Annotated in this window: 22 protein-coding genes and 1 pseudogene; 8 read left to right on the forward strand and 15 right to left on the reverse strand. The window is 66.7% G+C overall.

Features of this window, described 5'->3' with window-relative positions; genetic code table 11:
- Positions 1-70 precede the first annotated feature (70 nt).
- Both ACP696_RS04435 and ACP696_RS04440 read right to left on the reverse strand, forming a co-directional pair.
- On the reverse strand, positions 71-547 hold the full coding sequence (locus ACP696_RS04435) for a molybdopterin-dependent oxidoreductase (RefSeq protein WP_426043502.1): 477 nt from the start codon (positions 545-547) through the stop codon (positions 71-73).
- A gap of 64 nt (positions 548-611) precedes the next feature.
- Positions 612-1,211 (reverse strand): LysE family translocator, encoded by a 600-nt coding sequence (locus ACP696_RS04440; protein ID WP_426043503.1) that lies wholly within the window; start codon positions 1,209-1,211, stop codon positions 612-614.
- 96 nt (positions 1,212-1,307) lie between these two features.
- Between ACP696_RS04440 and ACP696_RS04445 the strand changes: the two genes are divergently transcribed.
- Both ACP696_RS04445 and ACP696_RS04450 read left to right on the forward strand, forming a co-directional pair.
- Positions 1,308-2,687, forward strand: coding sequence for a PLP-dependent aminotransferase family protein (locus ACP696_RS04445; RefSeq protein WP_426043504.1), 1,380 nt, complete (start codon positions 1,308-1,310; stop codon positions 2,685-2,687).
- A gap of 99 nt (positions 2,688-2,786) precedes the next feature.
- Positions 2,787-3,269 (forward strand): hypothetical protein, encoded by a 483-nt coding sequence (locus ACP696_RS04450; RefSeq protein ID WP_426013221.1) that lies wholly within the window; start codon positions 2,787-2,789, stop codon positions 3,267-3,269.
- A gap of 169 nt (positions 3,270-3,438) precedes the next feature.
- On the opposite strand, the gene ACP696_RS04455 is transcribed toward ACP696_RS04450, so the two are convergent.
- From ACP696_RS04455 to ACP696_RS04490, 8 genes are all read right to left on the reverse strand, one after another.
- Positions 3,439-4,014: a YajG family lipoprotein gene (locus ACP696_RS04455; RefSeq protein ID WP_426013222.1), complete on the reverse strand. Its 576-nt coding sequence runs from the start codon at positions 4,012-4,014 to the stop codon at positions 3,439-3,441.
- Positions 4,015-4,096: 82 nt separating this feature from the next.
- Entirely contained in the window at positions 4,097-5,239 is a 1,143-nt protein-coding gene (ispG, locus tag ACP696_RS04460; RefSeq protein ID WP_426030975.1) for a flavodoxin-dependent (E)-4-hydroxy-3-methylbut-2-enyl-diphosphate synthase, read from the reverse strand.
- A gap of 90 nt (positions 5,240-5,329) precedes the next feature.
- Complete coding sequence (locus ACP696_RS04465) at positions 5,330-6,397, reverse strand: helix-turn-helix domain-containing protein (RefSeq protein ID WP_426013225.1); 1,068 nt, start codon at positions 6,395-6,397, stop codon at positions 5,330-5,332.
- 168 nt (positions 6,398-6,565) lie between these two features.
- The gene (gene ptsP / locus ACP696_RS04470) at positions 6,566-8,830 is read right to left on the reverse strand and encodes a phosphoenolpyruvate--protein phosphotransferase (RefSeq protein WP_426013226.1); all 2,265 of its coding nucleotides are present in this window, start codon (positions 8,828-8,830) and stop codon (positions 6,566-6,568) included.
- Between the two features lie 205 nt (positions 8,831-9,035).
- Complete coding sequence (locus ACP696_RS04475) at positions 9,036-9,641, reverse strand: glycine zipper 2TM domain-containing protein (protein WP_426013228.1); 606 nt, start codon at positions 9,639-9,641, stop codon at positions 9,036-9,038.
- A gap of 191 nt (positions 9,642-9,832) precedes the next feature.
- Complete coding sequence (locus ACP696_RS04480; RefSeq protein WP_426013229.1) at positions 9,833-10,294, reverse strand: hypothetical protein; 462 nt, start codon at positions 10,292-10,294, stop codon at positions 9,833-9,835.
- A 74-nt stretch (positions 10,295-10,368) separates the two neighbouring features.
- On the reverse strand, positions 10,369-10,818 hold the full coding sequence (locus tag ACP696_RS04485) for a hypothetical protein (RefSeq protein ID WP_426013230.1): 450 nt from the start codon (positions 10,816-10,818) through the stop codon (positions 10,369-10,371).
- Positions 10,819-10,831: 13 nt separating this feature from the next.
- Complete coding sequence (locus ACP696_RS04490) at positions 10,832-12,079, reverse strand: aspartate kinase (RefSeq protein ID WP_426013231.1); 1,248 nt, start codon at positions 12,077-12,079, stop codon at positions 10,832-10,834.
- 203 nt (positions 12,080-12,282) lie between these two features.
- On the opposite strand from ACP696_RS04490, the gene ACP696_RS04495 reads away from it, so the two are divergent.
- The 5 genes from ACP696_RS04495 to ACP696_RS04515 all read left to right on the forward strand — a co-directional run bounded on the left by ACP696_RS04495 (position 12,283) and on the right by ACP696_RS04515 (position 15,606).
- Positions 12,283-12,801 carry an AbrB/MazE/SpoVT family DNA-binding domain-containing protein gene (locus ACP696_RS04495; protein ID WP_426013233.1) on the forward strand — a complete coding sequence of 173 codons (519 nt, stop codon included), beginning with the start codon at positions 12,283-12,285 and terminating at the stop codon, positions 12,799-12,801.
- Positions 12,794-13,177: a type II toxin-antitoxin system VapC family toxin gene (locus ACP696_RS04500; protein WP_426013235.1), complete on the forward strand. Its 384-nt coding sequence runs from the start codon at positions 12,794-12,796 to the stop codon at positions 13,175-13,177. Before ACP696_RS04495 ends, ACP696_RS04500 begins: the two co-directional genes overlap by 8 nt.
- 2 nt (positions 13,178-13,179) lie before the next feature.
- Positions 13,180-13,935: a bifunctional 2-polyprenyl-6-hydroxyphenol methylase/3-demethylubiquinol 3-O-methyltransferase UbiG gene (ubiG, locus tag ACP696_RS04505; RefSeq protein ID WP_426013237.1), complete on the forward strand. Its 756-nt coding sequence runs from the start codon at positions 13,180-13,182 to the stop codon at positions 13,933-13,935.
- Between the two features lie 158 nt (positions 13,936-14,093).
- Positions 14,094-15,143 carry a glycine zipper 2TM domain-containing protein gene (locus ACP696_RS04510; protein ID WP_426013239.1) on the forward strand — a complete coding sequence of 350 codons (1,050 nt, stop codon included), beginning with the start codon at positions 14,094-14,096 and terminating at the stop codon, positions 15,141-15,143.
- A gap of 151 nt (positions 15,144-15,294) precedes the next feature.
- Positions 15,295-15,606 (forward strand): glycine zipper 2TM domain-containing protein, encoded by a 312-nt coding sequence (locus ACP696_RS04515; protein ID WP_426013241.1) that lies wholly within the window; start codon positions 15,295-15,297, stop codon positions 15,604-15,606.
- Between the two features lie 64 nt (positions 15,607-15,670).
- Here ACP696_RS04515 and ACP696_RS04520 read toward each other — a convergent pair whose 3' ends face one another.
- Genes ACP696_RS04520 through ACP696_RS04535 form a run of 4 tightly spaced genes read right to left on the reverse strand, consistent with a single transcriptional unit; the run spans position 15,671 to position 18,004 of the window.
- Positions 15,671-16,105 carry a DUF1178 family protein gene (locus ACP696_RS04520; protein ID WP_426013242.1) on the reverse strand — a complete coding sequence of 145 codons (435 nt, stop codon included), beginning with the start codon at positions 16,103-16,105 and terminating at the stop codon, positions 15,671-15,673.
- A 15-nt stretch (positions 16,106-16,120) separates the two neighbouring features.
- On the reverse strand, positions 16,121-16,942 hold the full coding sequence (locus ACP696_RS04525) for a carbon-nitrogen hydrolase family protein (RefSeq protein ID WP_426013244.1): 822 nt from the start codon (positions 16,940-16,942) through the stop codon (positions 16,121-16,123).
- Positions 16,939-17,193, reverse strand: coding sequence for a glutaredoxin 3 (gene grxC / locus ACP696_RS04530; RefSeq protein ID WP_426013245.1), 255 nt, complete (start codon positions 17,191-17,193; stop codon positions 16,939-16,941). Before grxC ends, ACP696_RS04525 begins: the two co-directional genes overlap by 4 nt.
- Positions 17,194-17,224: 31 nt before the next feature.
- Positions 17,225-18,004, reverse strand: coding sequence for a ComF family protein (locus tag ACP696_RS04535; protein ID WP_426013247.1), 780 nt, complete (start codon positions 18,002-18,004; stop codon positions 17,225-17,227).
- Here ACP696_RS04535 and ACP696_RS04540 point away from each other — a divergent pair.
- A complete protein-coding gene (locus ACP696_RS04540; RefSeq protein WP_426013249.1) occupies positions 18,003-18,917 on the forward strand; it encodes a methyltransferase domain-containing protein in 915 nt (304 codons plus the stop codon). The genes ACP696_RS04535 and ACP696_RS04540 overlap by 2 nt on opposite strands.
- 22 nt (positions 18,918-18,939) lie before the next feature.
- Here the strand turns inward: ACP696_RS04540 and ACP696_RS04545 are convergent.
- Positions 18,940-19,163, reverse strand: a pseudogene (locus tag ACP696_RS04545) (hypothetical protein); the annotation flags it as partial.

Consider the following 19,163-nt stretch of genomic DNA (forward strand, 5'->3'; position numbering starts at 1 on the left):
AGGGTCACATGGTCTGGAAGGGGTGGGGCGGTCTCTGTACCCCCAGCGATCGCCGCCGTCGAGTTCCGCCTCAGGGCACGGGCTTGACCTCCACCGAGGCCAACATGCGCACCGAACGCCCCGGGCGCAGGTCGCCGTCGACCACCAGCCGATACGGGCCCTCCTTGGCGTCGAGCGGCTGGCCGTCCTTGCTGTCGGCGATGATCACCGGATTGGTCCGATAGATCGGGTCGGTCTCGCCCAGGGAATAGGTCGCGGTGAAGCCGTCCGCGCCCTTGGCGACCACCACCTGGTTCAGATAGCGGCCCATCAGCCGGTCGCCCGACACCACGCCGGCCTTGAGCAGGGCGGCGTTGAGCACCGCGCCTTCGTAGGTGATCGGATGGCCGTGGGCGGTGAAGGTGGCCTTGGCGCGCGGCAGGGCCTTGAGGTCGGCCGGGGTCAGAACTACCGAGTCGCGACCGACCACTGTGACCTTGATGTCCTGGGCCAAGGCGGGGGTCCAGGCCAAGGCCAGGACAGCGGTCAGGACGAGCGGGAAACGCATGGGCGGACCTCGGATTGGCCACTGATGTGGGCCCGATCCGGCGTTCGAGGCAAGCTCTCGCCGCTCAACCGGTCTCGACAACCAGCGGATACAGCGAGGCGACCAGCAGCGCGGCCATGGTCAGGTTGAAGGTCCGCAACACGGCGGGGCGGTCGAGGAACCGTCTCATCCCTTGGCCGAAACCGGCCCAGGCCGCGCTGCAGGGCGCGCCGACCAGCATGAAGGTCCCGGCCACGATGAACACCGCGCTGCTCGAGCCCTCGGGCGTGTAGGTGCTGGCGGCCGTCAGGGCCATGGCCCAGGCCTTGGGATTGACCCATTGAAAGGCGGCCGCGCCGAGGAAGGTCATCGGCCGCGCGCCGGCCTCCCTGTCGCCGATCCCCTTGGCCGTGCCGATCTTCCAGGCCAGCCACAGCAGATAACCGCCCCCGACCCAGCGCAGCACCTCGTGCAGCACCGGCCAGGCCCTGAACACCCCGCCCAGTCCCAGCCCCATGGCCAGCACCATCACGCCTAGTCCCACGCTGATCCCCAGGATGTGCACGATCGTCGCCCGAAACCCGAAGTTCGCGCCGGACGCCAGCAGCATCATGTTGTTGGGGCCGGGCGTGCCAGCCGTGGCGAAGGCGAACAGGACGAAGGCGAGCAGAAGTTGGGCGGTCATGGCGGACACTCCAATCCGACGAATGTCACGGTAATCTTGCCGATTGCATCACGAGTCAAAACCTATATTGTTACAGTGACAATTCTGGAGACTTGCGTGGCCGCCTGGACCCCGACCCTCCCGCCCGGCGACTCGCCGCTCTACGAGCGCCTGCTCGACGCGCTACGCGCCGACATCGCGTCTGGAGCCCTGAACGACGGTGACCGTCTGCCGCCGCAGCGCGAACTCGCCCATCGCCTGGGCCTGGGCTTGGGCACGGTGACCCGCGCCTATGTCGAGGCTGAGAAGGCCGGGCTGGTCAAAGGTCATGTCGGGCGCGGCAGCTTCGTGCGGAACGCGGCCACCGCCGGGCGGCCAGTGATGAAAGACCAGGGCCCGATCAATCTCAGCCAGAACATCGCGCCGGTCGGCCCCGGCGCGGCGCGGATCGTCCAGACCCTGGCCCGGCTGCAGCGCCGATCCGACCTGATCGACAACCTGGCCTACGCCCCATCGACAGGGCTTGAGACCCACCGCAGGGCCTTCGCGACCTGGCTGTCGCGCACCGCCGGGGTCGAACGCGCCGACTGGCGCCAGCTGATCTGCTGCGCCGGCGCCCAGCAGGGCCTGGGCCTGGCCCTGGCCGCCCTGTGCCGGCCGGGCGACGAGGTGCTGTGCGAGGCCGCCACCTTCCCCGGCGCCCGGGTGCTGGCCGACCACGCCGGCTATCGCCTGACCGGCGTGGCCATGGACGGCGAAGGCCTGCTGCCCGACGCCTTGGACCGGGCGGCGGCGAACGGGGCCAAGGCGGTGTTCGTCTTGCCCACCTTGCAAAACCCCACTGGCCGGATCATGGGCGCCGCGCGCCGCGCCGACATCGTGGCGGTCGCCCGCAAACGCGACCTGTGGATCATCGAGGATGGCATCTATGCGATCTTTGGTGGCGATCCCCTGCCCGCGCTGGTCGAGCTGGCGCCCGAACGGACGATCCACGTTTCGGGGCTCTCCAAGGCGCTATCGCCCGGCCTGCGGGTCGGCTTCCTGCTGGCCCCGCCGGGCGAGGTGTTCGAGCGGGTGATCCACGCGGTGCGCGCCCAATTCTACGCCCCCCCCAATTTCGGCGCCCTGATCGCCACCCAGTGGATCGAGGACGGCTCGGCCGACGCCATCGCCGGCGAGATCCGCGACGAGATGGGCCAGCGGCTGGCCCTGTCGCGTGGGATCCTTGGCCCGGCCATGGAGACCCCCGCCTCGGCCTTCAGCCCGCACATCTGGCTGCCGATGGACGAGCTGGCGGCCGAACGCCTGGCGGGCCGCGCCCTGCGCTGCGGTGTCGAACTGACCCCGCCCGGCGCCCCAATCGTCGCCCCAGGCCTGGAGAGCGGCGTGCGGCTGTGTCTGGGCGCGGCCAGGGATCAGGCCGAGCTGGAACGCGCGCTGGGTGTGGTGGCGGAGGCGCTGTCAGGCGCCGACGATCGCTCGCGGGCGATGATTTGAACGAACAGCGACAAGCGCCCTTACGCTGCAACCTTAAGGTTTGCTATGGTGCGCTGGGGGGCTGAAACGGTTTCAGCCAATGCCTAAGTTGGAGCCATCATGCGTCGTATTTTCCTTGTAGCCGCGCTTTGCGCGATGACCACCGGCTGCGTCACGCAGTCGGGGGGCGACACCATCGCCCAAATCTCGTCGGACATTTCGAAAAACGCTTTCGTCAAGGAGATCGTCGTCAACACCCCAACCGGGGCGAGCGCCGCCTTCGAAACGACCTTCAAGAAAAACGTCGCGGAAAAGCTGGCCTCCTGCGCCAAGGGGACCCAGCCCCTGCTGCTGAAGGTTAACATCACCGGCTTCAAGAAGGCCAACGCCGGCATGACGATCCTCGTCGGCTCGTCCAACACGATAAAGGGTGTGGCCCAGTTGATCGATCCAGCCACCGACAAGGTGGTTGCCGACTACGAGATCGATCGCTCGACGGGCGGCGGCGGTCTGATCGCGGCAGCGGCCATGGCTGACGCCGAAGGCCAGATGTCGTCGGGTTTCGGCGCGGAAATCTGCAAGCGCGCCTTCATCGCTCGCTAGAGCATTTCCCGACCTGACTGCGTCAGGCCGTGAGCTCTAATCTTTTGTTTTGACGCATTTTTCTTCACGCGAACCGGAGCCACTTCGCTCGAAAAATGCTCTGGCCCAAGGCACCCATGGGAAAGGGCGCGGGACAAACGTCGCCGCGCCCTTTTTTGGTTTGATCGCTTTATTGAGCCGAGAGCGCCTTGGTGAAGGCCTCATCTGCAAACAAGGTCTTGAAGTCGTCGGCCAAAGCCTCGGTCAACGACGCCACGGCGTTCTTGCCGCTGGCCATCTGCACCGACTTGCTCGCCTTGCCCGCCAGGTCGCGGGTGTAGACTTGGGCGCCTGAAGGCGAGGTCACCGACACGGTCACATTGACTTCGGAATTGGCCTTGCCGGCGAACATGCCCACGCCAAACTGGTTGTAGAAGGTGGTGACCTTCGCCTCGACCTTCGGCCCGCCGGACGCCAGCCTGTAGCCATGTTGCTTGAACTCGGCGCTCAGAGCATCACGCACGATGTCTGCGACTTCTTCCTTGGACCGGATCGGCGCCATCTCCATGCCGTAGCCATTGATCTTGGTGGAGATGCGGGCGCGGTTGGTGGAACGACCGTCAACGGCGGTCACCGTGACCAGAATGGAGTCAGCGCCGGCGACAGCCGGAACCGCGGCCGGCACATAGCCGACCGGAATTACCTCTTCCGTCGTGGCGCAGGCCGTGACGGTCGCGGCCAGCGCGATGATAGCCAGAATTCTCATGAAAACCCCCGTACTCGCGGCCTTTGCCGCGACCGGGACATTTCCGATCGCACCACCTAAAGTCAAGCGCCAGATGGCGCCCCTACTCCGCCGCGATCGCCTCGGCCTCGTCGGCGGCGGCTTGCAGCACCGCGGCGCGTTGTTCGACCAGTTCGACGATGTGGTCGATCATGCCGTCGTTGGACTGTTTGTGGTTGGGCTTGCCGGCCATGTAGACCATGCCTGAGCCGGCGCCACCGCCGGTGAAGCCCAGGTCGGTCATCAGGGCCTCGCCAGGGCCGTTGACCACGCAGCCGATGATCGACAGCGACATCGGCTGGGAGATGTGAGCCAAGCGCGCTTCCAAGGCCTCCACCGTCTTGATGACGTTGAAGCCCTGACGCGCGCAGGACGGGCAGGCGATGATGTTGACCCCGCGGTGACGCAGGCCCAGCGATTTGAGGATGTCGAAGCCGACCTTGATCTCCTCGACCGGGTCGGCGGCCAGCGAGACGCGGATGGTGTCGCCGATGCCGGCCCACAGCATGGCGCCGATGCCGATCGACGACTTGACCGTGCCGGTGCGTAGGGCCCCGGCCTCGGTGACGCCCAGGTGAAGCGGGCAGTCGATGCGTTCCGACAGCTGATGGTACGCCGCCACCGTCATGAACGGATCGGACGCCTTCACGCTGATCTTGAACTCGTGGAAGTCGTGGTCCTGCAGGATGCGGGCGTGGTTCAAGGCGCTCTCGACCATGGCGTCAGGGCACGGCTCGCCGTACTTTTCCAGCAGGTCGCGCTCCAGCGAGCCGGCGTTGACCCCGATCCGCATCGAGCAGCCGTAATCGCGGGCCGCCTGGATGACGTCGCGGACGCGGTCAGGCGAACCGATATTGCCCGGATTGATCCGCAGGCAGGCCGCGCCGTTTTGCGCCGCCTCGATGCCGCGCTTGTAGTGGAAGTGGATGTCGGCCACCAGCGGCACCCGGCTCTCGCGGGCGATGGTCTTGAAGGCCGCCGTGGAATCGGTGTCGGGGCACGAGACCCGAACGATGTCGGCGCCGGCTTCTTCCAGCTGGCGAATCTGCTCCAGCGTCGCTGCGGCGTCGCTGGTCAGGGTGTTGGTCATCGACTGGACGGTGATCGGGGCGTCGCCGCCCACCTCGACATTGCCAACGCGGATCTTGCGCGACGTGCGGCGCTCGATCGAGCGCCACGGGCGAATGTGGGTGTGGTCGGTGGCCATGGCGTCAATCTAAGGCGTTTGGCGACGGAACCCAAGACCGTCATGAAAATGTCGCCCGCCGTCGGCTTCGCTGGCCGGAGGGCGACAGGATTACTGAGGGGCGGCCGGCGGGGCGACCGGAGCCACCGGGGCCGCGACCAACTTGCTCAGCGTCACTTGCGGTGTCGCCAGGCGCGTGGCCAGCACGCCGTTGACATAGACGTCGAAGGCGGTCGGGTCGGAGACATCGGCGACCAAGCCAGCAGTGCGCGGGGCGCGGAACGACTCTCCAGTTGCCATCCAGCGGGCGAAATAGGTCGAGTCGCCGGCCCCGTGCACGGCCAGCGAGGCGGGCTTGCGGGCCTGCAGCACGACGCCCGAGGCGTCGGCGGCCGTGGCGCCATAGATCGCGCCCTTGGGGCGGAACGGCGTGCCAACCCGGGTCAACTGGAGCGCGTCGGCGGTTGCGCCAGCGGCTTCCGCGCGGGACTTGGAGGCGGCGGTCACAGCGTCGGCAGAACCGCCATTGGCGGCGGCGTCGTCGAGGCCGGGGGTCTTGTAGGGCTCGGGCGTGGTCGATTCGACCGGAGCCGGCAGGGGGGCGCCCAGCGGGACCGAACCCGGCGTGGCGTTGGGATCGACCGGAATGGCGGCGGGCGCGGCGACCGCGGCGCTGGCCTGCTCCCGGGCCACCAGGGCGGGCGGGGCGTCCTTGGCGATGGCGCGCTGGGCGACGTTCCACAGCACGATGGCGGCGACGATCAGCACACCCAGGGCCAGGATCAGGCCCAGACGCGGGTCGCGTTCGTGACGCACGCCGACCGGCGCGCGCAACGGTTCGCTGTCGTCAGGCGCGTCCAGCTTGAAGCGGTCGACGGCGGCGTCGCCGTCCAGGCCCAGCAGCTTGGCGTAGGATTTCACATAGCCGATGGTGAAGGGGCGCGAGGGCAGTTCGTCGAGGCGCAGGTCCTCCAGCGCCTCGACATAGCCCTGGCGGATGCGGGTGGCGTCGGCGACATCGCGCAGGGTGAGACCCCGAAACTCGCGCGCCGCGCGCAGGGCCGAACCGATATCGACGCCGAAGTCGATCGAAGGCTGATGCGCCGTCGCGGGCGCGTCCTCCGGATCGCTATCGGCGACCAGGTGCAAGTGCGGAACCCTGCCCGTATCCAGCGGCATGGCTGCCATGTGACCCCAAAATTCGCGCCGTACGGGAGCCCGACAGAGAACCCTACGGCTTTGCCCCACCCGAGATAACCGGGATTATTAATACCTCATCGTGGATATCAAAGTAAGTCGCCGGATTCAATACACTATAAGGTAGAGCTCGGTTAACGCTCCGACCGTCTAGATCGCGACGTAAAGCTTGCGCGCCAAGGTTTCGATCTCACCACGGAGCGACCCGGCCGAGGTCTTCAGCAGCGCCTCGACATTGCGCCGGGCGGCCTCGCGATCGAGCGAAAGCACCATCTGCTTGACGGGTCCGATGCCGGCCGGCGGCATCGAGAAGGCGTCGAAACCCAAGGCCAGCAAGGCGAAAGCCTCAAGCGGCCGCCCCGCCATCTCACCGCAGACCGACACCGGCGTGCCCGTGTCGGCGCAGGCCTGCTGAATGGTCTTCAAGGCCCGCAGGGCGGCCGGCGACAGCGGATCATAGCGATCCGACACCCGCGAGTTTCCCCGGTCGGCGGCGAACAGATACTGCATCAGGTCGTTGGTGCCGACCGAAACGAAATCGGTCATCGGCAGCAGGGCGTCCAGATGCCACAGCAGGGACGGCGCCTCGATCATCGCGCCCACGTCCAGGCGCGCGGGTTCAGGCCGGCCACGCTTGAGGGCCCAGGCGACTTCCTGATCGACAAAGGCGCGGGCGGCGCGGAACTCGTCCACATTGGCCACCAGCGGGAACATGATCCGCAGCGGACGCCCGGCGGCGGCCTTGATCAGGGCGCGGATTTGCATGCGCAGCAGGGCTGGACGGTCCAGGCCCATGCGGATGGCCCGCCAGCCCAAGGCCGGATTGTCCTCGCGCTCCAACTCCATGTACGGCAGCAGCTTGTCGCCGCCGAGATCCAGGGTGCGGAAGGTGACCGGCATGCCGTTGGCGGCGTCCAGCACCTTCTCGTAGAGCGCGGTCTGAGCCTCGAGCCGGGGCATTTCCTCGGCGACCATGAACTGGAACTCGGTGCGGAACAGGCCGATGCCCTCGGCCCCCGTCTCGCCCAGGATGTCGAGATCAACGGCCAGGCCGGCGTTCATCAGCAGGGTGATCTTGTCGCCGTCCTTGGTGACGGCGGGTGTGTCACGCAGGCGGGCGAACTCGGCCTTGCGCTGGGCGCGGACCTCCATCCGGGCCTTCAGCGACTTGACCACGTCGGGACGCGGCCGCAGCCAGGCCTCGGCGGCCTCGGCGTCGACCACAACGGGGTCGCCCTCGTTGACCCGGTCGCGCAGTCCGGCGAGGCGGCCGACGCAGGGGATGTCTAGGGCCCGGGCGACAATGCCCGCGTGGCTGGCGGACGAGCCTTCCTCGAGCAGGATGCCCTTCAGCTTGGTGCGGTCATATTCCAGCAGGTCTGCGGGCCCGAGGTTGCGGGCGATCAGGATGGCGTCGTCCGGCAGGACCCGCACGGCGTGGACGTCGCCCGACAGGTGACGCAGCAGACGGTCATTGAGGTCTTCCAGATCGTGCAGCCGCTCGCGCAGATAGGGGTCGCGGGCCTGGCCCAGACGGGCGCGGTGCTCTGAACGCACGCGTTCGACCGCCGCCTCGGCGGTCAGGCCCGAGCGCACGGCTTCCAGCAGCGACCGGTTCCACCCCCGGTCATGGGCGAACATCTTGTAGGTCTCGAGCACTTCGTAGGAGGCGCCGACCAGGCCGTGCTGGCCTTCCAACATCTCGTCGATCTGCTGCTTCAGAGCATCGACCGCGACCTTGAGCTTGGCCTCCTCGGCGGCGGCGTCATCCGACAGCAGTTGCTCGGGGGCGACCGGCTGTTCGTGCAGCACCGCCACGCCACAGGCCAGGCCCTCGGCGAAGCGCGCGCCCTTCAGGCGCTCGGGCTTGTGGGGCGCGATCTCGACGTCCTTGAGCTCGTCCAGGCCCAGCAGTTCGCCGGCGCTGACCATCTCGGCCAGGACCATGGCGATGATCTGCAGGTCCTCGACCTCGTCCTCGCCATAGACCCGCTCGGTGCGGTTCTGGACGACCAGCACGCCGATCGAGCGGCCGCCGCGCAGCAGCGGCACGGCCAGGAAGGCGTGATAGGGATCTTCGCCGGTTTCCGGGCGGTAAGAGAAGGCCGGGTGGCTGGCTGCGTCCGACAGGTTCAGCGGCCGGCCCAGGCGCATGGTCTCGCCGACCAGACCTTCGCCAGGCTTTAGCCGGGTGACGTGAACGGCGTCGCGCGACAGGCCTTCGGTGGCGAACAGTTCCAGATCGTTGGACGCACGGCGCAGATAGATCGAGCAGACTTCCGCCACCATCGAAATGGCGATGGTGCGCACCACCAAGTCGAGCTTGACCTGGGCGGGGCCGCCCCCGGCCATGGCCTCGCGAATCTGCCGAAGCAGGCTGCGTGGTCCCCGAACAGCGATCCCAGACGCCGCCATGTTCGCGCGCGCACTCCCCTTTTGGCCTGTACGGCTTAGCCCGACAACACGCGTCAGGGGTTAAGAAGCCGCAACGCCGTGGAGCGGGCTATAGCAGATTTCGCGCGACGCACAGCGTTCGCTCTCGGTCAATTCGCGCAGGACGCGCGAAAAAGCGCCGCCCCTCGGAGAGGGACGGCGCCGGGTCGTTCAACCTGACCAGCGGTTAGCGGTGTTGGCCGTAGTAGCCATTGCCGTAGCTGGTTCTGTAGCCGCTGTTGTAGCGGTCGTTGCGCTGGTCGCGACGAGGGTTGGAGCGGTTGTCATAGCCGGTTTGGCCGTAGCCGGTGTTGTAGCTCGATCCGCCATTGTAGGTCTGGCCGTAGCCATTGTTGTGGCTCGACCCGCTGTCGTAGGTCTGGCCGTAGCCGTTGTTGTAGCTCGACCCGCTGTCGTAGGTCTGGCCGTAGCCGTTGTTGTAGCTCGACCCGTTGTCGTAGGTCTGGCCGTAGCCGTTGTTGTAGCTCGACCTGTTGTTGTAGGTCTGGCCGTAGCCGTTGCCATAGCGAGTGTCGCGATAGTTGCTCGAATAGCGACGGTCGTTGCGATCGTTGTCGGTGGCCGCGCCCAGGGCGGCGCCGGCAACGGCGCCGATGACGATCCCGCTCTTGTCGCCCTTCGACAGGGCGCCGCCGGCCAGGCCGCCGATCAGGGCGCCGATCACGGCCCGCTGCGTCTTGTCGCCGGCGAAGGCGGCCGAGGCGGGCAGGACCAGAGCGCCGGTCACGGCGACGGCGACGGCGATCTTCGAGAACTTACCAAAGGTCTTCATGGCGTTTGCTCCTAGAGAGCGTCAGGCCGGAAGAAGTCCGGTGCGGCGCTGTTGGGACCTTTGTCGCATTGCCGCCTTGAACCCGATCTGAACGGCGTTGTTCAGGTTCCCGTCATGTTGACGACCGATCCAATCGCACCGACCTCCCATCATCCGCCCCAAGAGGGCGGCCCCAGCCCCAACAGCTTCCGTCAGCCGTGCCCCGGCAAGGCCAGCGGTTCGCTGACCGCCTCGACCAACTGCCTGGCCTGTTCGACGGCGGCGTCGATGTCGGCCTCGATGAACTCGACCTCTGCGTCGGTCAGGGGATGGGGGGCGGCGATGGTGTCGCGCAGATAGGCGCGTTTCTCGGGCTCGGTCATGGTCCACCAGCCGACGGTGTGACCTTCCTCGATCACCGCGTCGCCCATGGCCAGCAGGTCGTCCTCGTCGAAGATCGGCCGCCCGGGCTGTTCGGGGAACCACTGACCGTCGTCGGGCAAGAACTGGTCCAACTGCTTGAGCAGCACGGCCAGCCAAGGGCTGACCAGCAGAGGCTTTTCATAGCCGTCGCCGAACTTGGCGCGCAGCAGCAGATCGTACAGCAGGTCCAGGCCCGCATCGCCCTGGAAGGTGACCGACTTCTTTTCGGGATCGAAGTGGAAGACGGACATAGGGGCTCCTGAAGGGATTCGCGGCCCTTCATACTGTCAGAAGGCGACGTTTTGCTAACGGCGAAACGTCTACTTCAGTTGGTGGCAACCATGGCAGCTAAAGCCAGCCTGGCGTGAATGATCCAAGCTTCGATCGCACCTTCGATCCGCTCGATGTCGCGATCGGTCATTCCCACTGGCGCGGCCACGACCTCGCGAAGATAGCGACGGCGCTCCTCGGCGGTCTTGGTCCACCAACCGATCGTCGCGGCTTCCGCAATGATCGCGTCGCGAATAGCCAAGACGAGATTATTGTCGAAGATCGTAAGCTCATCAGCCACGCCAACCTGTGGGGCAGGCTGTTGAAGGCCAAGCGCGCCGGTGATCCGCGTGCTCAGATCAGCTATCCACTCACTCAGAAGCAGAAGCCTATCGTGCCGATCACCAAACTTGGCGCGCTGGATAAGGCCCAACAGCAGATGCAGTCGAGCGCCCTTGAAGGTGACGGTTTTAGCTTCGTCGTCGAAGTCGAATTCGTCCGCCACCTGTCAATCGATCCTAAAGCTGATCCAGCCCATACACGGCATGCAGAGCCCGCACGGCCAGCTCTGTATAGGCCGCGTCGATCAGCACGCTGATCTTGATCTCCGAGGTCGAGATCACCTGGATGTTGATGTTCTTCTCGGCCAGGGCCTGGAACATCGATTGCGCAACGCCGGCGTGGCTGCGCATGCCCACCCCGATCACCGAGACCTTGGCGACGTCCTCGTTGATCGCCACGTCCTCGAAGCCGATCTCGGCCTGGGCCTTGCGGACGATCTCAACGGCGCGGACGGCGTCGCGCTTGCCGACCGTGAACTCCATGTTGGCGGTGTCGGCGCTGCGGGCGCGCGACTGCACGATCATGTCGACATTCACATTGGCGTCCGCCAGCCGGCCGAAGATTTGCGACGACACGCCCGGATGGTCGGGCAGGCCCAGCAGGGTGATCTTGGCTTCGTCGCGGCTATAGGCGACGCCCGAGACGATGCGCTTTTCCATGATTTCTTCCTCGTCGCAGACGATCGTACCTTGGCCGGGAGATTCCCCCGGTTCGACGAAACTCGACAGCACCCGAACCGGCACGCGATGGGCCATGGCCATCTCGACCGAACGGGTCTGCAGCACCTTGGCCCCCAGCGAGGCCATTTCCAGCATTTCCTCGTAGGAGATCTTGGCCAGGCGGCGGGCCTTTTTTTCGATCCGAGGGTCGGTGGTGTAGACGCCATCGACGTCGGTATAGATGTCGCAGGACGCCTTCAGCACCGCGGCGATGGCCACGGCGCTGGTGTCCGAGCCGCCCCGGCCCAGGGTGGTGATACGGCCATCGGAGGTCACGCCTTGGAAGCCGGCGATCACCGCCACCTGGCCGGCATTGAGCACGGCGTCGAGATTGTCGGACGGAATCTCTTCGATGCGGGCCCGGCCATGAGCGTCGTCGGTGAGGATCGGCACCTGCCAGCCCAGGAACGAGCGCGCGCCGATGCCCATGTTGCGCAGGGTCATGGCCAGCAGGCCGGCCGTCACCTGCTCGCCCGAGGCGACGATGGCGTCGTATTCGTCGTCGGATTCCGGCAAACCCTCGGCCGCCCGGCCACAGCCGTCGGTCCAGGCCACCAGCTCGTTGGTCTTTCCCGACATCGCCGAGACCACCACCGCGATCTGCTTGCCGGTCGCCAGCTCGGCGGCGACCAGACGCGCCACCCGGCGGATGCGCTCCAGGTCGGCCACCGAGGTGCCGCCGAACTTCATCACCAGACGAGACACGCCCTACCCCGTAAAAACCTAAGGTCAATTCTTGCGCCGCACGCGGCGGAACATCGCTGGGCGCGCAAGCCGCGGTCTTCTAGCGGCGTGGGGACGCAACGGCAATGTCGCGGATGTCTTTTTCGTCGCGAGCGGCGCGCCTTGACTCCTTTGTCGCAACCTACCTAACTACCTATCTGTTTTCCAGATGATGGAGAGCCGTCATGCCGCCTGACCTGGAAGCCCTATTGCAGGGCCACAAGACCGTCGCCGGAAGGATTCGCGCCTTGGCCGCCGCCGGCGTCCCGCGCGCCCAGATCGCCCGCATCCTCGGCAAGCGGTATCAGCACGTGCGCAACGTGCTGGAGGAGCCGGGGGCGGGGAATACGCCGGTCGAATCCGCGCTTGAAGGACTGGCGGAGGGCGACGCCCGAGCGTCCGTCCACGACAAGCCCAAGACCTATAGACTGCAGGTCCGGAACGGCTCGGTGACCTTACCACCCGAGGTGCTGGAAGCGCTGGGAGCCGGGCCTAACGGCCTGATCATCGCCGAATTGGACGGCGAGTTCTTCAAGATCATCAGCATACCGGAATCGGTCCGCCGGATTCAGGAGCGGCTGCGGCCCTATTGGCGCCCCGGCGTCTCGATCGTGGACGAATTGATCGCCGACCGCCGCCGCGAGGCCGCCGATGATGATCGGGAATATGAGCAATGTCAGGCTCGAAATCGCAAAGATGACTGACGTGGTCCTGGATTCGTCGGCGATCCTGGCGGTGGTTCTCGAAGAACCTGGCCGCGACCTAGTCGTAGGCCGCCTATTTCAGGCCCAAACCTGTTCAGTGAACATAACGGAGGTCGTCACAAAGATGCTGGATCGAGGCGTCGCGATTTTCGACGTCGAAGAGACCGTGTCGGAGCTTTGCGGCCAAATCATCGACTTCGATCGCGACCTCGCCATCCAGGCCGGCCTCCTGCGCGACGCCACCCGCCACAAAGGCCTCTCCCTGGGCGACCGCGCCTGTCTGGCCCTGGCGATGCGCGAGCGTCTGCCGATCATGACCGCCGATCGGGCCTGGGCCGATCTGGACCTCGGCGTAGAAGTCGTGTTCATACGCTGACCATGACCCAAGCCGCCGACACCCCCTCCTGGAGCATCGACCCCGCCGATGTGGCGAGGTTCTCGGCCATCGCCGCCGAATGGTGGGACCCGCGCGGCAAGTTCGCGCCGCTGCATGTGTTCAACCCCTGCCGGCTTAGCTTCATCAGGGAGCAGGCCTTGGCCCGCTTCGACCGCGACGGCAATTCGCGCACGCCGTTCGAGGGGCTGAGCTTGCTCGACATCGGCTGCGGCGGGGGGCTGCTCAGCGAGCCCATGGCCCGGCTGGGCTTCACGGTCACGGCCGTCGACGCCTCGGAAAACAATATCAAGACCGCCGCCGCCCACGCGGCCGAGCAGGGGCTGGAGATCGGCTACCGCCCCGCCACCGCCGAACAGCTTTTGGCCGAGGGCGCGGGGCCGTTCGACGTGGTGCTGACCATGGAGGTGATCGAGCATGTCGCCAACCCGGGCCAGTTCCTGCGGACCTGCGCACAGCTGCTGGCCCCCGGCGGGCTGATGATCGTCGCCACGCTGAACCGTACGCTCAAGGCCTTGGCCCTGGCCAAGATCGGCGCGGAGTACGTGCTGCGCTGGGTGCCGCCCGGCACACACGACTGGAAACAGTTTCTCAAGCCCGAGGAACTGCGCGCCTTCCTGGCCGGCGAGCCCGTGACGATGCAGGGTCCATTCGGCGTGGCCTACAACCCGCTGACCGGCCGCTGGAGCCAATCAACCGACTCCGACATCAACTACATGATGACGGTCACCAAGGACTGAGACCCAAGCGCAACAACACCGCATGTCTTGTCGACGACGCCGCCGCGCCTGGCGGAACCTGAGCCGCCCCTGAGATTTATGGTTGCCAGGGACTTTTCAGGATTGGCGGCTCGCTTCGGGGGTCGAACGTCGATCCGTTCGTCGGAACGGAGACTACCATGACTTTCAAGCACACCGCGTGGGTGATGGCTTCGGCCGTCGCCTTGAGCACCGCCGCGCCGGTTTTCGCGCAATCGAGCGACGCCGCCTATCAGCAGCGCCTCCAGGCCTATGGCGATCAACGCGCCGCCTACAACGAGCGCTCGGCTGATTATCAGGACCAACAGCGCGCCTATGAAGCCGAGCGCTCCAAGTATGTGCGGGCTCGCGCCGACTACGATCGCCGTTACGGTTCGGGGGCCTATGACCGCCGCTATCCACAATACGCAACGCGTTACGTGGACCCCACCTACGCCAGCAGCGGCGCCTATTACGGCGAACAACAAACCTACGATCATGACCGCATGGTCTATATGGACAACCGTCGCGACTATGACAGCCGCAATGGAAACGGCGCCTATGATCGTCGTCATCCGGACGACGCCTCGCGCTACAGCACCGACGGCCGGGTCCATGATTCCGCCAGCAGCGACTATCAGAACCAGCGCGCCCAGTATGATCGCGACCGCGCGGACTATGATCGGGCTCGCGGTGACTATGATCGTCGCTATGGTTCGGGCTCGTACGATAGGCGCTACCCGGATTACGCCACGCGTTACACCACGCCCTACAGCGCCCCCAATGCCGGCGGCTACGGCGACAACGTTTCCTACAACGAGCCCTGCCGTATCGACGCTCGCAAGAACGCGGCCGCCGGCGGTGTGATCGGGGCCCTGGTGGGCGCCCTGGCCGGCTCGAAGCTGGCCGCTCGCAACGCAAAACCCGAAGGCACCGTGCTGGGCGCCTTGGTTGGGGCCGGCGTCGGCGCCAGCATCGGCAACGCTTCGGCCAAGGGTCGCTGCGACGCCCAGGGGCAGTACTGGAGCCGGGAAGAGACCGTGGCCTACCGCGAAAGCAGCCGCTATCGCGCCAGCTCGGCCACCGCCTACAACAACTATTCCAGGACGTGCCGCCTGGCCCCGGCTGACACCGACTACGACGGCCGGACCGAAACCCGTTATGTGCGGGTTTGCCCAGACAGCCAAGGTCGCTATCGCATTCAGGGTTGATCCTGTCGGCAGGATGAACGGCGGCGTCGCCGCCGTTTCATCCGCCGTTCAGGTCGGCTATCCGACAATAGGCTCTCGACCAATGCGAACCAAAAGCAAGCTTGAGCGTTGTTGTTGCCCAAGCGTCTGACAACCGATTTAGGAGGCCGCCATGCGCGCCCAATTCAAGACCCTCGCCGTCATCGTCGCCCTCGGCTTCACGGCGTCCACCATCGCTGTAACCGCCGCCCAAGCCGAGACGCGTCACCGCATCACCGTCTGCAAGAGCACCAAGAGCGCTCGTAACAAGGGCACCGTGATCGGCGGCGTCAGCGGCGGTGTGCTAGGCACGGTCGTCGCGGGCCATGGCAACAAGACCGAAGGCGCCCTCCTCGGCGGCGCCCTGGGCGCCGTCGCCGGCAACCAGATCGCCAAGAGGAATTCCAAGAAGAACAATTGCCACTACGAATATCGCTACTACTAAGCGGCGCGCAAAAGTCAAACGGACGAGGGGACGGGAAACCGTCCCCTTTTTCGTGGTTGAACCCTTAGTTCATGTCCGTCTTCTTGGGCGGAGCCGGCGGCAGGGCCGCGACCTTGACTCCGTCCTCGATCAGGGCCGCGACCTCCTTGGGCGTGGCCTCGCCATAGATGCCGCGATCCTCGGACTTGCCCTCGTGGATGTCGCGGGCCTCCTTGGCGAAGCGGTCGCCGACATAGTCGAAACTGTCCTCGACCTGGCGTCGGACCTCGCTGGCGGCGGTCATCATCATCTCGCGCACCTGGGCGTTGGGTTCGGGCGTGGGCCTGCGCGCCTTGGTGCCGGAGATGGCGGGCGACATAATCTGCTTGCGCACACCCTTGGAGCCGCAGACCGGACAGTCCACCAGCCCACGCGCCAACTGGTCGTCATAGTCCGACGACGAACCGAACCAGCCCTCGAAGGCGTGGTCGTGGTCGCAAGCGAGCGCGTACTTGATCATGAGGCCAATATGGGGTCAGGGACCCGTGAAGGCACGCGCGTTCTTCAGGGCGGGGATCGCCGCGCGGGCCCTGTCGACGGCCCCGAGCTCGAGATCGGCGATCAGCACGCCCGGCGCGTCGTGATCAAGCTTTCCGATCACCTCGCCCCAAGGCCCGACAACGATCGAGCGACCCCAGGTGCCTCTGCCGTCCTCGTGAAGGCCGCCTTGGGCCGCAGCCAGCACGAAAGAGCCGGTCTCGATGGCCCGCGCCCGCAGCAGGATGTCCCAATGCGCCTCGCCTGTTGGCCGGGTGAAGGCGGCGGGCACGGTCAGGATCTGGGCCCCACCCAGCGCCAGGGCACGGTGTAGGGCAGGAAAGCGCATGTCGTAGCAGATGGTCAGGCCAAAGGCGCCCAAGGGGGTTTCGACCACCACGGCTCGGTCGCCGGGCTCGTAGGTCGATGATTCCCGGGCCGTCTCACCGGTCGGCAGATTCACGTCGAACATGTGCAGCTTGTCGTAGGTCGCGACGATCGCCCCGGACGGATCGATCACTGCCTGACGGTTGGCGGCCTTGCCGTCTTCTCGCTTGACCAGCGCCGAGCCGACATCGATCCAGACGCCCAGCTCGCGGGCCAGGTTGCGCAGGCCCAGCACCACCGGATCGTCGTCCAGCGAGACCAGCGTCGGCAGCAGCTTGGCGCGGTCCTTCTGCAGCACGTTGACGCCCTCCGGCGCCAGGATGAACCGGGCGCCCTTCTCCGCGGCCTCGCGCACCAGCGGCGCGACATGGGCCAGAGCGGCCTCGTGGGTGGCCGGCGTGCGGGTCTGAACGAGGCCGACCCGGAGTGTCATGTCGCGAGCAAGGCGTCCAGCTTGCCCGCGCGCTCCAGCGCCATCATGTCGTCGCAGCCGCCGATATGCTGCTCGCCGACGAAGATTTGCGGGAAGGTGGTGCGACCCGAGCGATCCATCATCTCCTTGCGCAGGGCTGGATCCATGCCGGCCTCCAGTTCGGTGAAGTCGGCGCCCTTGTCGTTGAGCAGTTTCAGGGCCCGGGCGCAGTAGCCGCAGAACGGGCGGGTGTAGATGATGACCTTGGCCATGGAGAATCCGTAACAGACGTCGTTTCCGTCCTCATATAGGACGCGCGTGCAGTTCTGTAACGCGCGCGACGACGGCGAGTGTCACCTGGCTGGCTCCAGCCGCCAGCAGCGCCCGCGCGCAGCCCTCCGCCGTGGCGCCGGTGGTCAGCACGTCATCGACCAGCAGCACCTTGCGGCCGACCACCCGATGTCGCCGCGATTCGGGGACGGCGAACGCCGCCGCGACGTTGCGTCGGCGACCCACCGCCGACTTGCCGCCCTGACTGTCGGTGTCGCGCTTGCGGACAAGGGCGTCGGGGAGGTAGGGCCGCCCCGCCATCGCGCACAGCGGCCGGGCGATTTCGGCGGCCTGGTTGTAGCGGCGCTTGAGCAGGCGTGAGCTGTGCATCGGGACCGGAACCACCGCCTCGGCTTCGTCCAGCAGATCCACCGCCGATCGCGACAGCCACCGGGCGAACAGGCTCGACAGGTCGGTGCGGTCGGCGTGTTTCAGCTTCAGGATCAGGTCGCGCGAATGCTCGTCATAGAGGCAGGCCGCCCGCGCCCGGCTGAAGGGCCGTTCGCGCGATTGGCACAGAACGCAGCGGATTTCGCCGACGTCATAAGCGAACGGCGCGCCGCAACCGTCGCACACCGGACCGTCCAGGAAGGTGATGCGGCTCCAGGCCTCGGCCGACAGCCCCGAGGTCAGGGCCGCCGCGCCATCGAAGGCGCGCGGCGGCAGGATCAGGTCCAGCAGGTCCTGCGCCAACGCGGTCAGGCGAGGGGAAGGTTTCCATGACGCGCGAGAAGCCCCATCTTGCGCCGACATGACCGCCGCCCCCCTGCTCTTCGACCGCGCCCTGCTGCGCGCCCGCCTAGACCGCGCCGCGCCCGGCTTCGAGACCGCCGGCTTCCTGAAAGCCCGCGCGGCCGAAGACGCGGTGATGCGGCTGGAAGCCATCCTGCGCGAGTTTCCGGTCGCGGTCGACCTTGGCGCGAGAAACGGCGCCTTTGCTCGCGCCCTGGCGGAGAGCGACGCCCGCGAGAAGATCGGCCTCCTGATCCAGACCGACCTGTCCGAACGCATGCTGGGCGGGCTGCACGGTCCGCGCGTCGCGGTCGACGAGGAGCACCTGCCGTTCGGCGACGCGACGATAGACCTGGCCGTCTCGACCCTGGCCCTGCACTGGACGAATGACCTGGTGGGCGCCCTGATCCAGATACGCCGCGCCTTGCGGCCCGACGGCCTGTTCGTCGGCGCGTTGTTCGGCGGCGCCACCCTGACCGAGCTGCGCCAGGCCCTGCTAGCGGCGGAGGACGAGGTCAGCGGCGGGGCCTCCGCTCGCGTTTCGCCCTTCGCCGACACCGTCGACGCCGCCGGCCTGTTGCAGCGGGCGGGCTTCGCCCTGCCCGTCGCCGACAAGGACCGGGTCAAGGTGCGCTACGGCCATCCGCTGGCCCTTCTGAAGGACCTGCGGGCCATGGGTGAGACCAGCGTGCTGCTCGACCGTTCGCGCAAGCCGCTCCCCCGCAAGGTGCTGTTCCGGGCGATGGAGCTCTATCAGGAACGATTCGCCGAGGCCGACGGCAAGGTGCCCGCCACTTTCGAGATCATCACCGTCACCGGCTGGGCTCCGCACGATAGCCAGCAGAAGCCGCTGCGGCCGGGGTCGGCCAAGATGCGGCTGGCGGACGCGCTAGGCGCGGTGGAGCGGTCGGCGGGGGATAAGGCGGGCGGGTAGGGTAAGTCTCCCAACCCACCGCTCATAACGACGAAAGTCGGGATGTGGATTCACACTTGAAGTGCAACAGGGCGTAGACCTCGGCGGGTGTCTGGAAGCCCAGGCACTTTCGAGGCGTGTGGTTGTGGAGCCTGTTGAGCCACAGGATGTCGTCCAGGTCGAGGGTGTCGAGGTTGGTCTTGCGCGGGAGGAAGCGGCGCAGACGGCCGATGGCGTTCTCGACGCCGCCCTTCTGCCAGGGCGAGT

The sequence above is a fragment of the Caulobacter sp. DWR3-1-2 genome, assembly GCF_049896225.1.
GTDB lineage: Bacteria > Pseudomonadota > Alphaproteobacteria > Caulobacterales > Caulobacteraceae > Caulobacter.

Coding starts and splice junctions, on each gene's coding strand:
- ACP696_RS04540 (WP_426013249.1), top strand. CDS start 18,003: ATGACCGCCGCCCCCCTGCTCTTCGACCGCGCCCTGCTGCGCGCCCGC.
- ACP696_RS04465 (WP_426013225.1), bottom strand. CDS start 6,397: ATGCCGCTGGATACGGGCAGGGTTCCGCACTTGCACCTGGTCGCCGAT.
- ACP696_RS04495 (WP_426013233.1), top strand. CDS start 12,283: ATGCCGCCTGACCTGGAAGCCCTATTGCAGGGCCACAAGACCGTCGCC.
- ACP696_RS04510 (WP_426013239.1), top strand. CDS start 14,094: ATGACTTTCAAGCACACCGCGTGGGTGATGGCTTCGGCCGTCGCCTTG.
- ACP696_RS04475 (WP_426013228.1), bottom strand. CDS start 9,641: ATGAAGACCTTTGGTAAGTTCTCGAAGATCGCCGTCGCCGTCGCCGTG.
- ACP696_RS04450 (WP_426013221.1), top strand. CDS start 2,787: ATGCGTCGTATTTTCCTTGTAGCCGCGCTTTGCGCGATGACCACCGGC.
- ACP696_RS04440 (WP_426043503.1), bottom strand. CDS start 1,211: ATGACCGCCCAACTTCTGCTCGCCTTCGTCCTGTTCGCCTTCGCCACG.
- ACP696_RS04435 (WP_426043502.1), bottom strand. CDS start 547: ATGCGTTTCCCGCTCGTCCTGACCGCTGTCCTGGCCTTGGCCTGGACC.
- grxC (WP_426013245.1), bottom strand. CDS start 17,193: ATGGCCAAGGTCATCATCTACACCCGCCCGTTCTGCGGCTACTGCGCC.
- ACP696_RS04480 (WP_426013229.1), bottom strand. CDS start 10,294: ATGTCCGTCTTCCACTTCGATCCCGAAAAGAAGTCGGTCACCTTCCAG.
- ACP696_RS04500 (WP_426013235.1), top strand. CDS start 12,794: ATGACTGACGTGGTCCTGGATTCGTCGGCGATCCTGGCGGTGGTTCTC.
- ispG (WP_426030975.1), bottom strand. CDS start 5,239: ATGGCCACCGACCACACCCACATTCGCCCGTGGCGCTCGATCGAGCGC.
- ptsP (WP_426013226.1), bottom strand. CDS start 8,830: ATGGCGGCGTCTGGGATCGCTGTTCGGGGACCACGCAGCCTGCTTCGG.
- ACP696_RS04535 (WP_426013247.1), bottom strand. CDS start 18,004: ATGTCGGCGCAAGATGGGGCTTCTCGCGCGTCATGGAAACCTTCCCCT.
- ACP696_RS04455 (WP_426013222.1), bottom strand. CDS start 4,014: ATGAGAATTCTGGCTATCATCGCGCTGGCCGCGACCGTCACGGCCTGC.
- ACP696_RS04525 (WP_426013244.1), bottom strand. CDS start 16,942: ATGACACTCCGGGTCGGCCTCGTTCAGACCCGCACGCCGGCCACCCAC.
- ACP696_RS04520 (WP_426013242.1), bottom strand. CDS start 16,105: ATGATCAAGTACGCGCTCGCTTGCGACCACGACCACGCCTTCGAGGGC.
- ACP696_RS04515 (WP_426013241.1), top strand. CDS start 15,295: ATGCGCGCCCAATTCAAGACCCTCGCCGTCATCGTCGCCCTCGGCTTC.
- ubiG (WP_426013237.1), top strand. CDS start 13,180: ATGACCCAAGCCGCCGACACCCCCTCCTGGAGCATCGACCCCGCCGAT.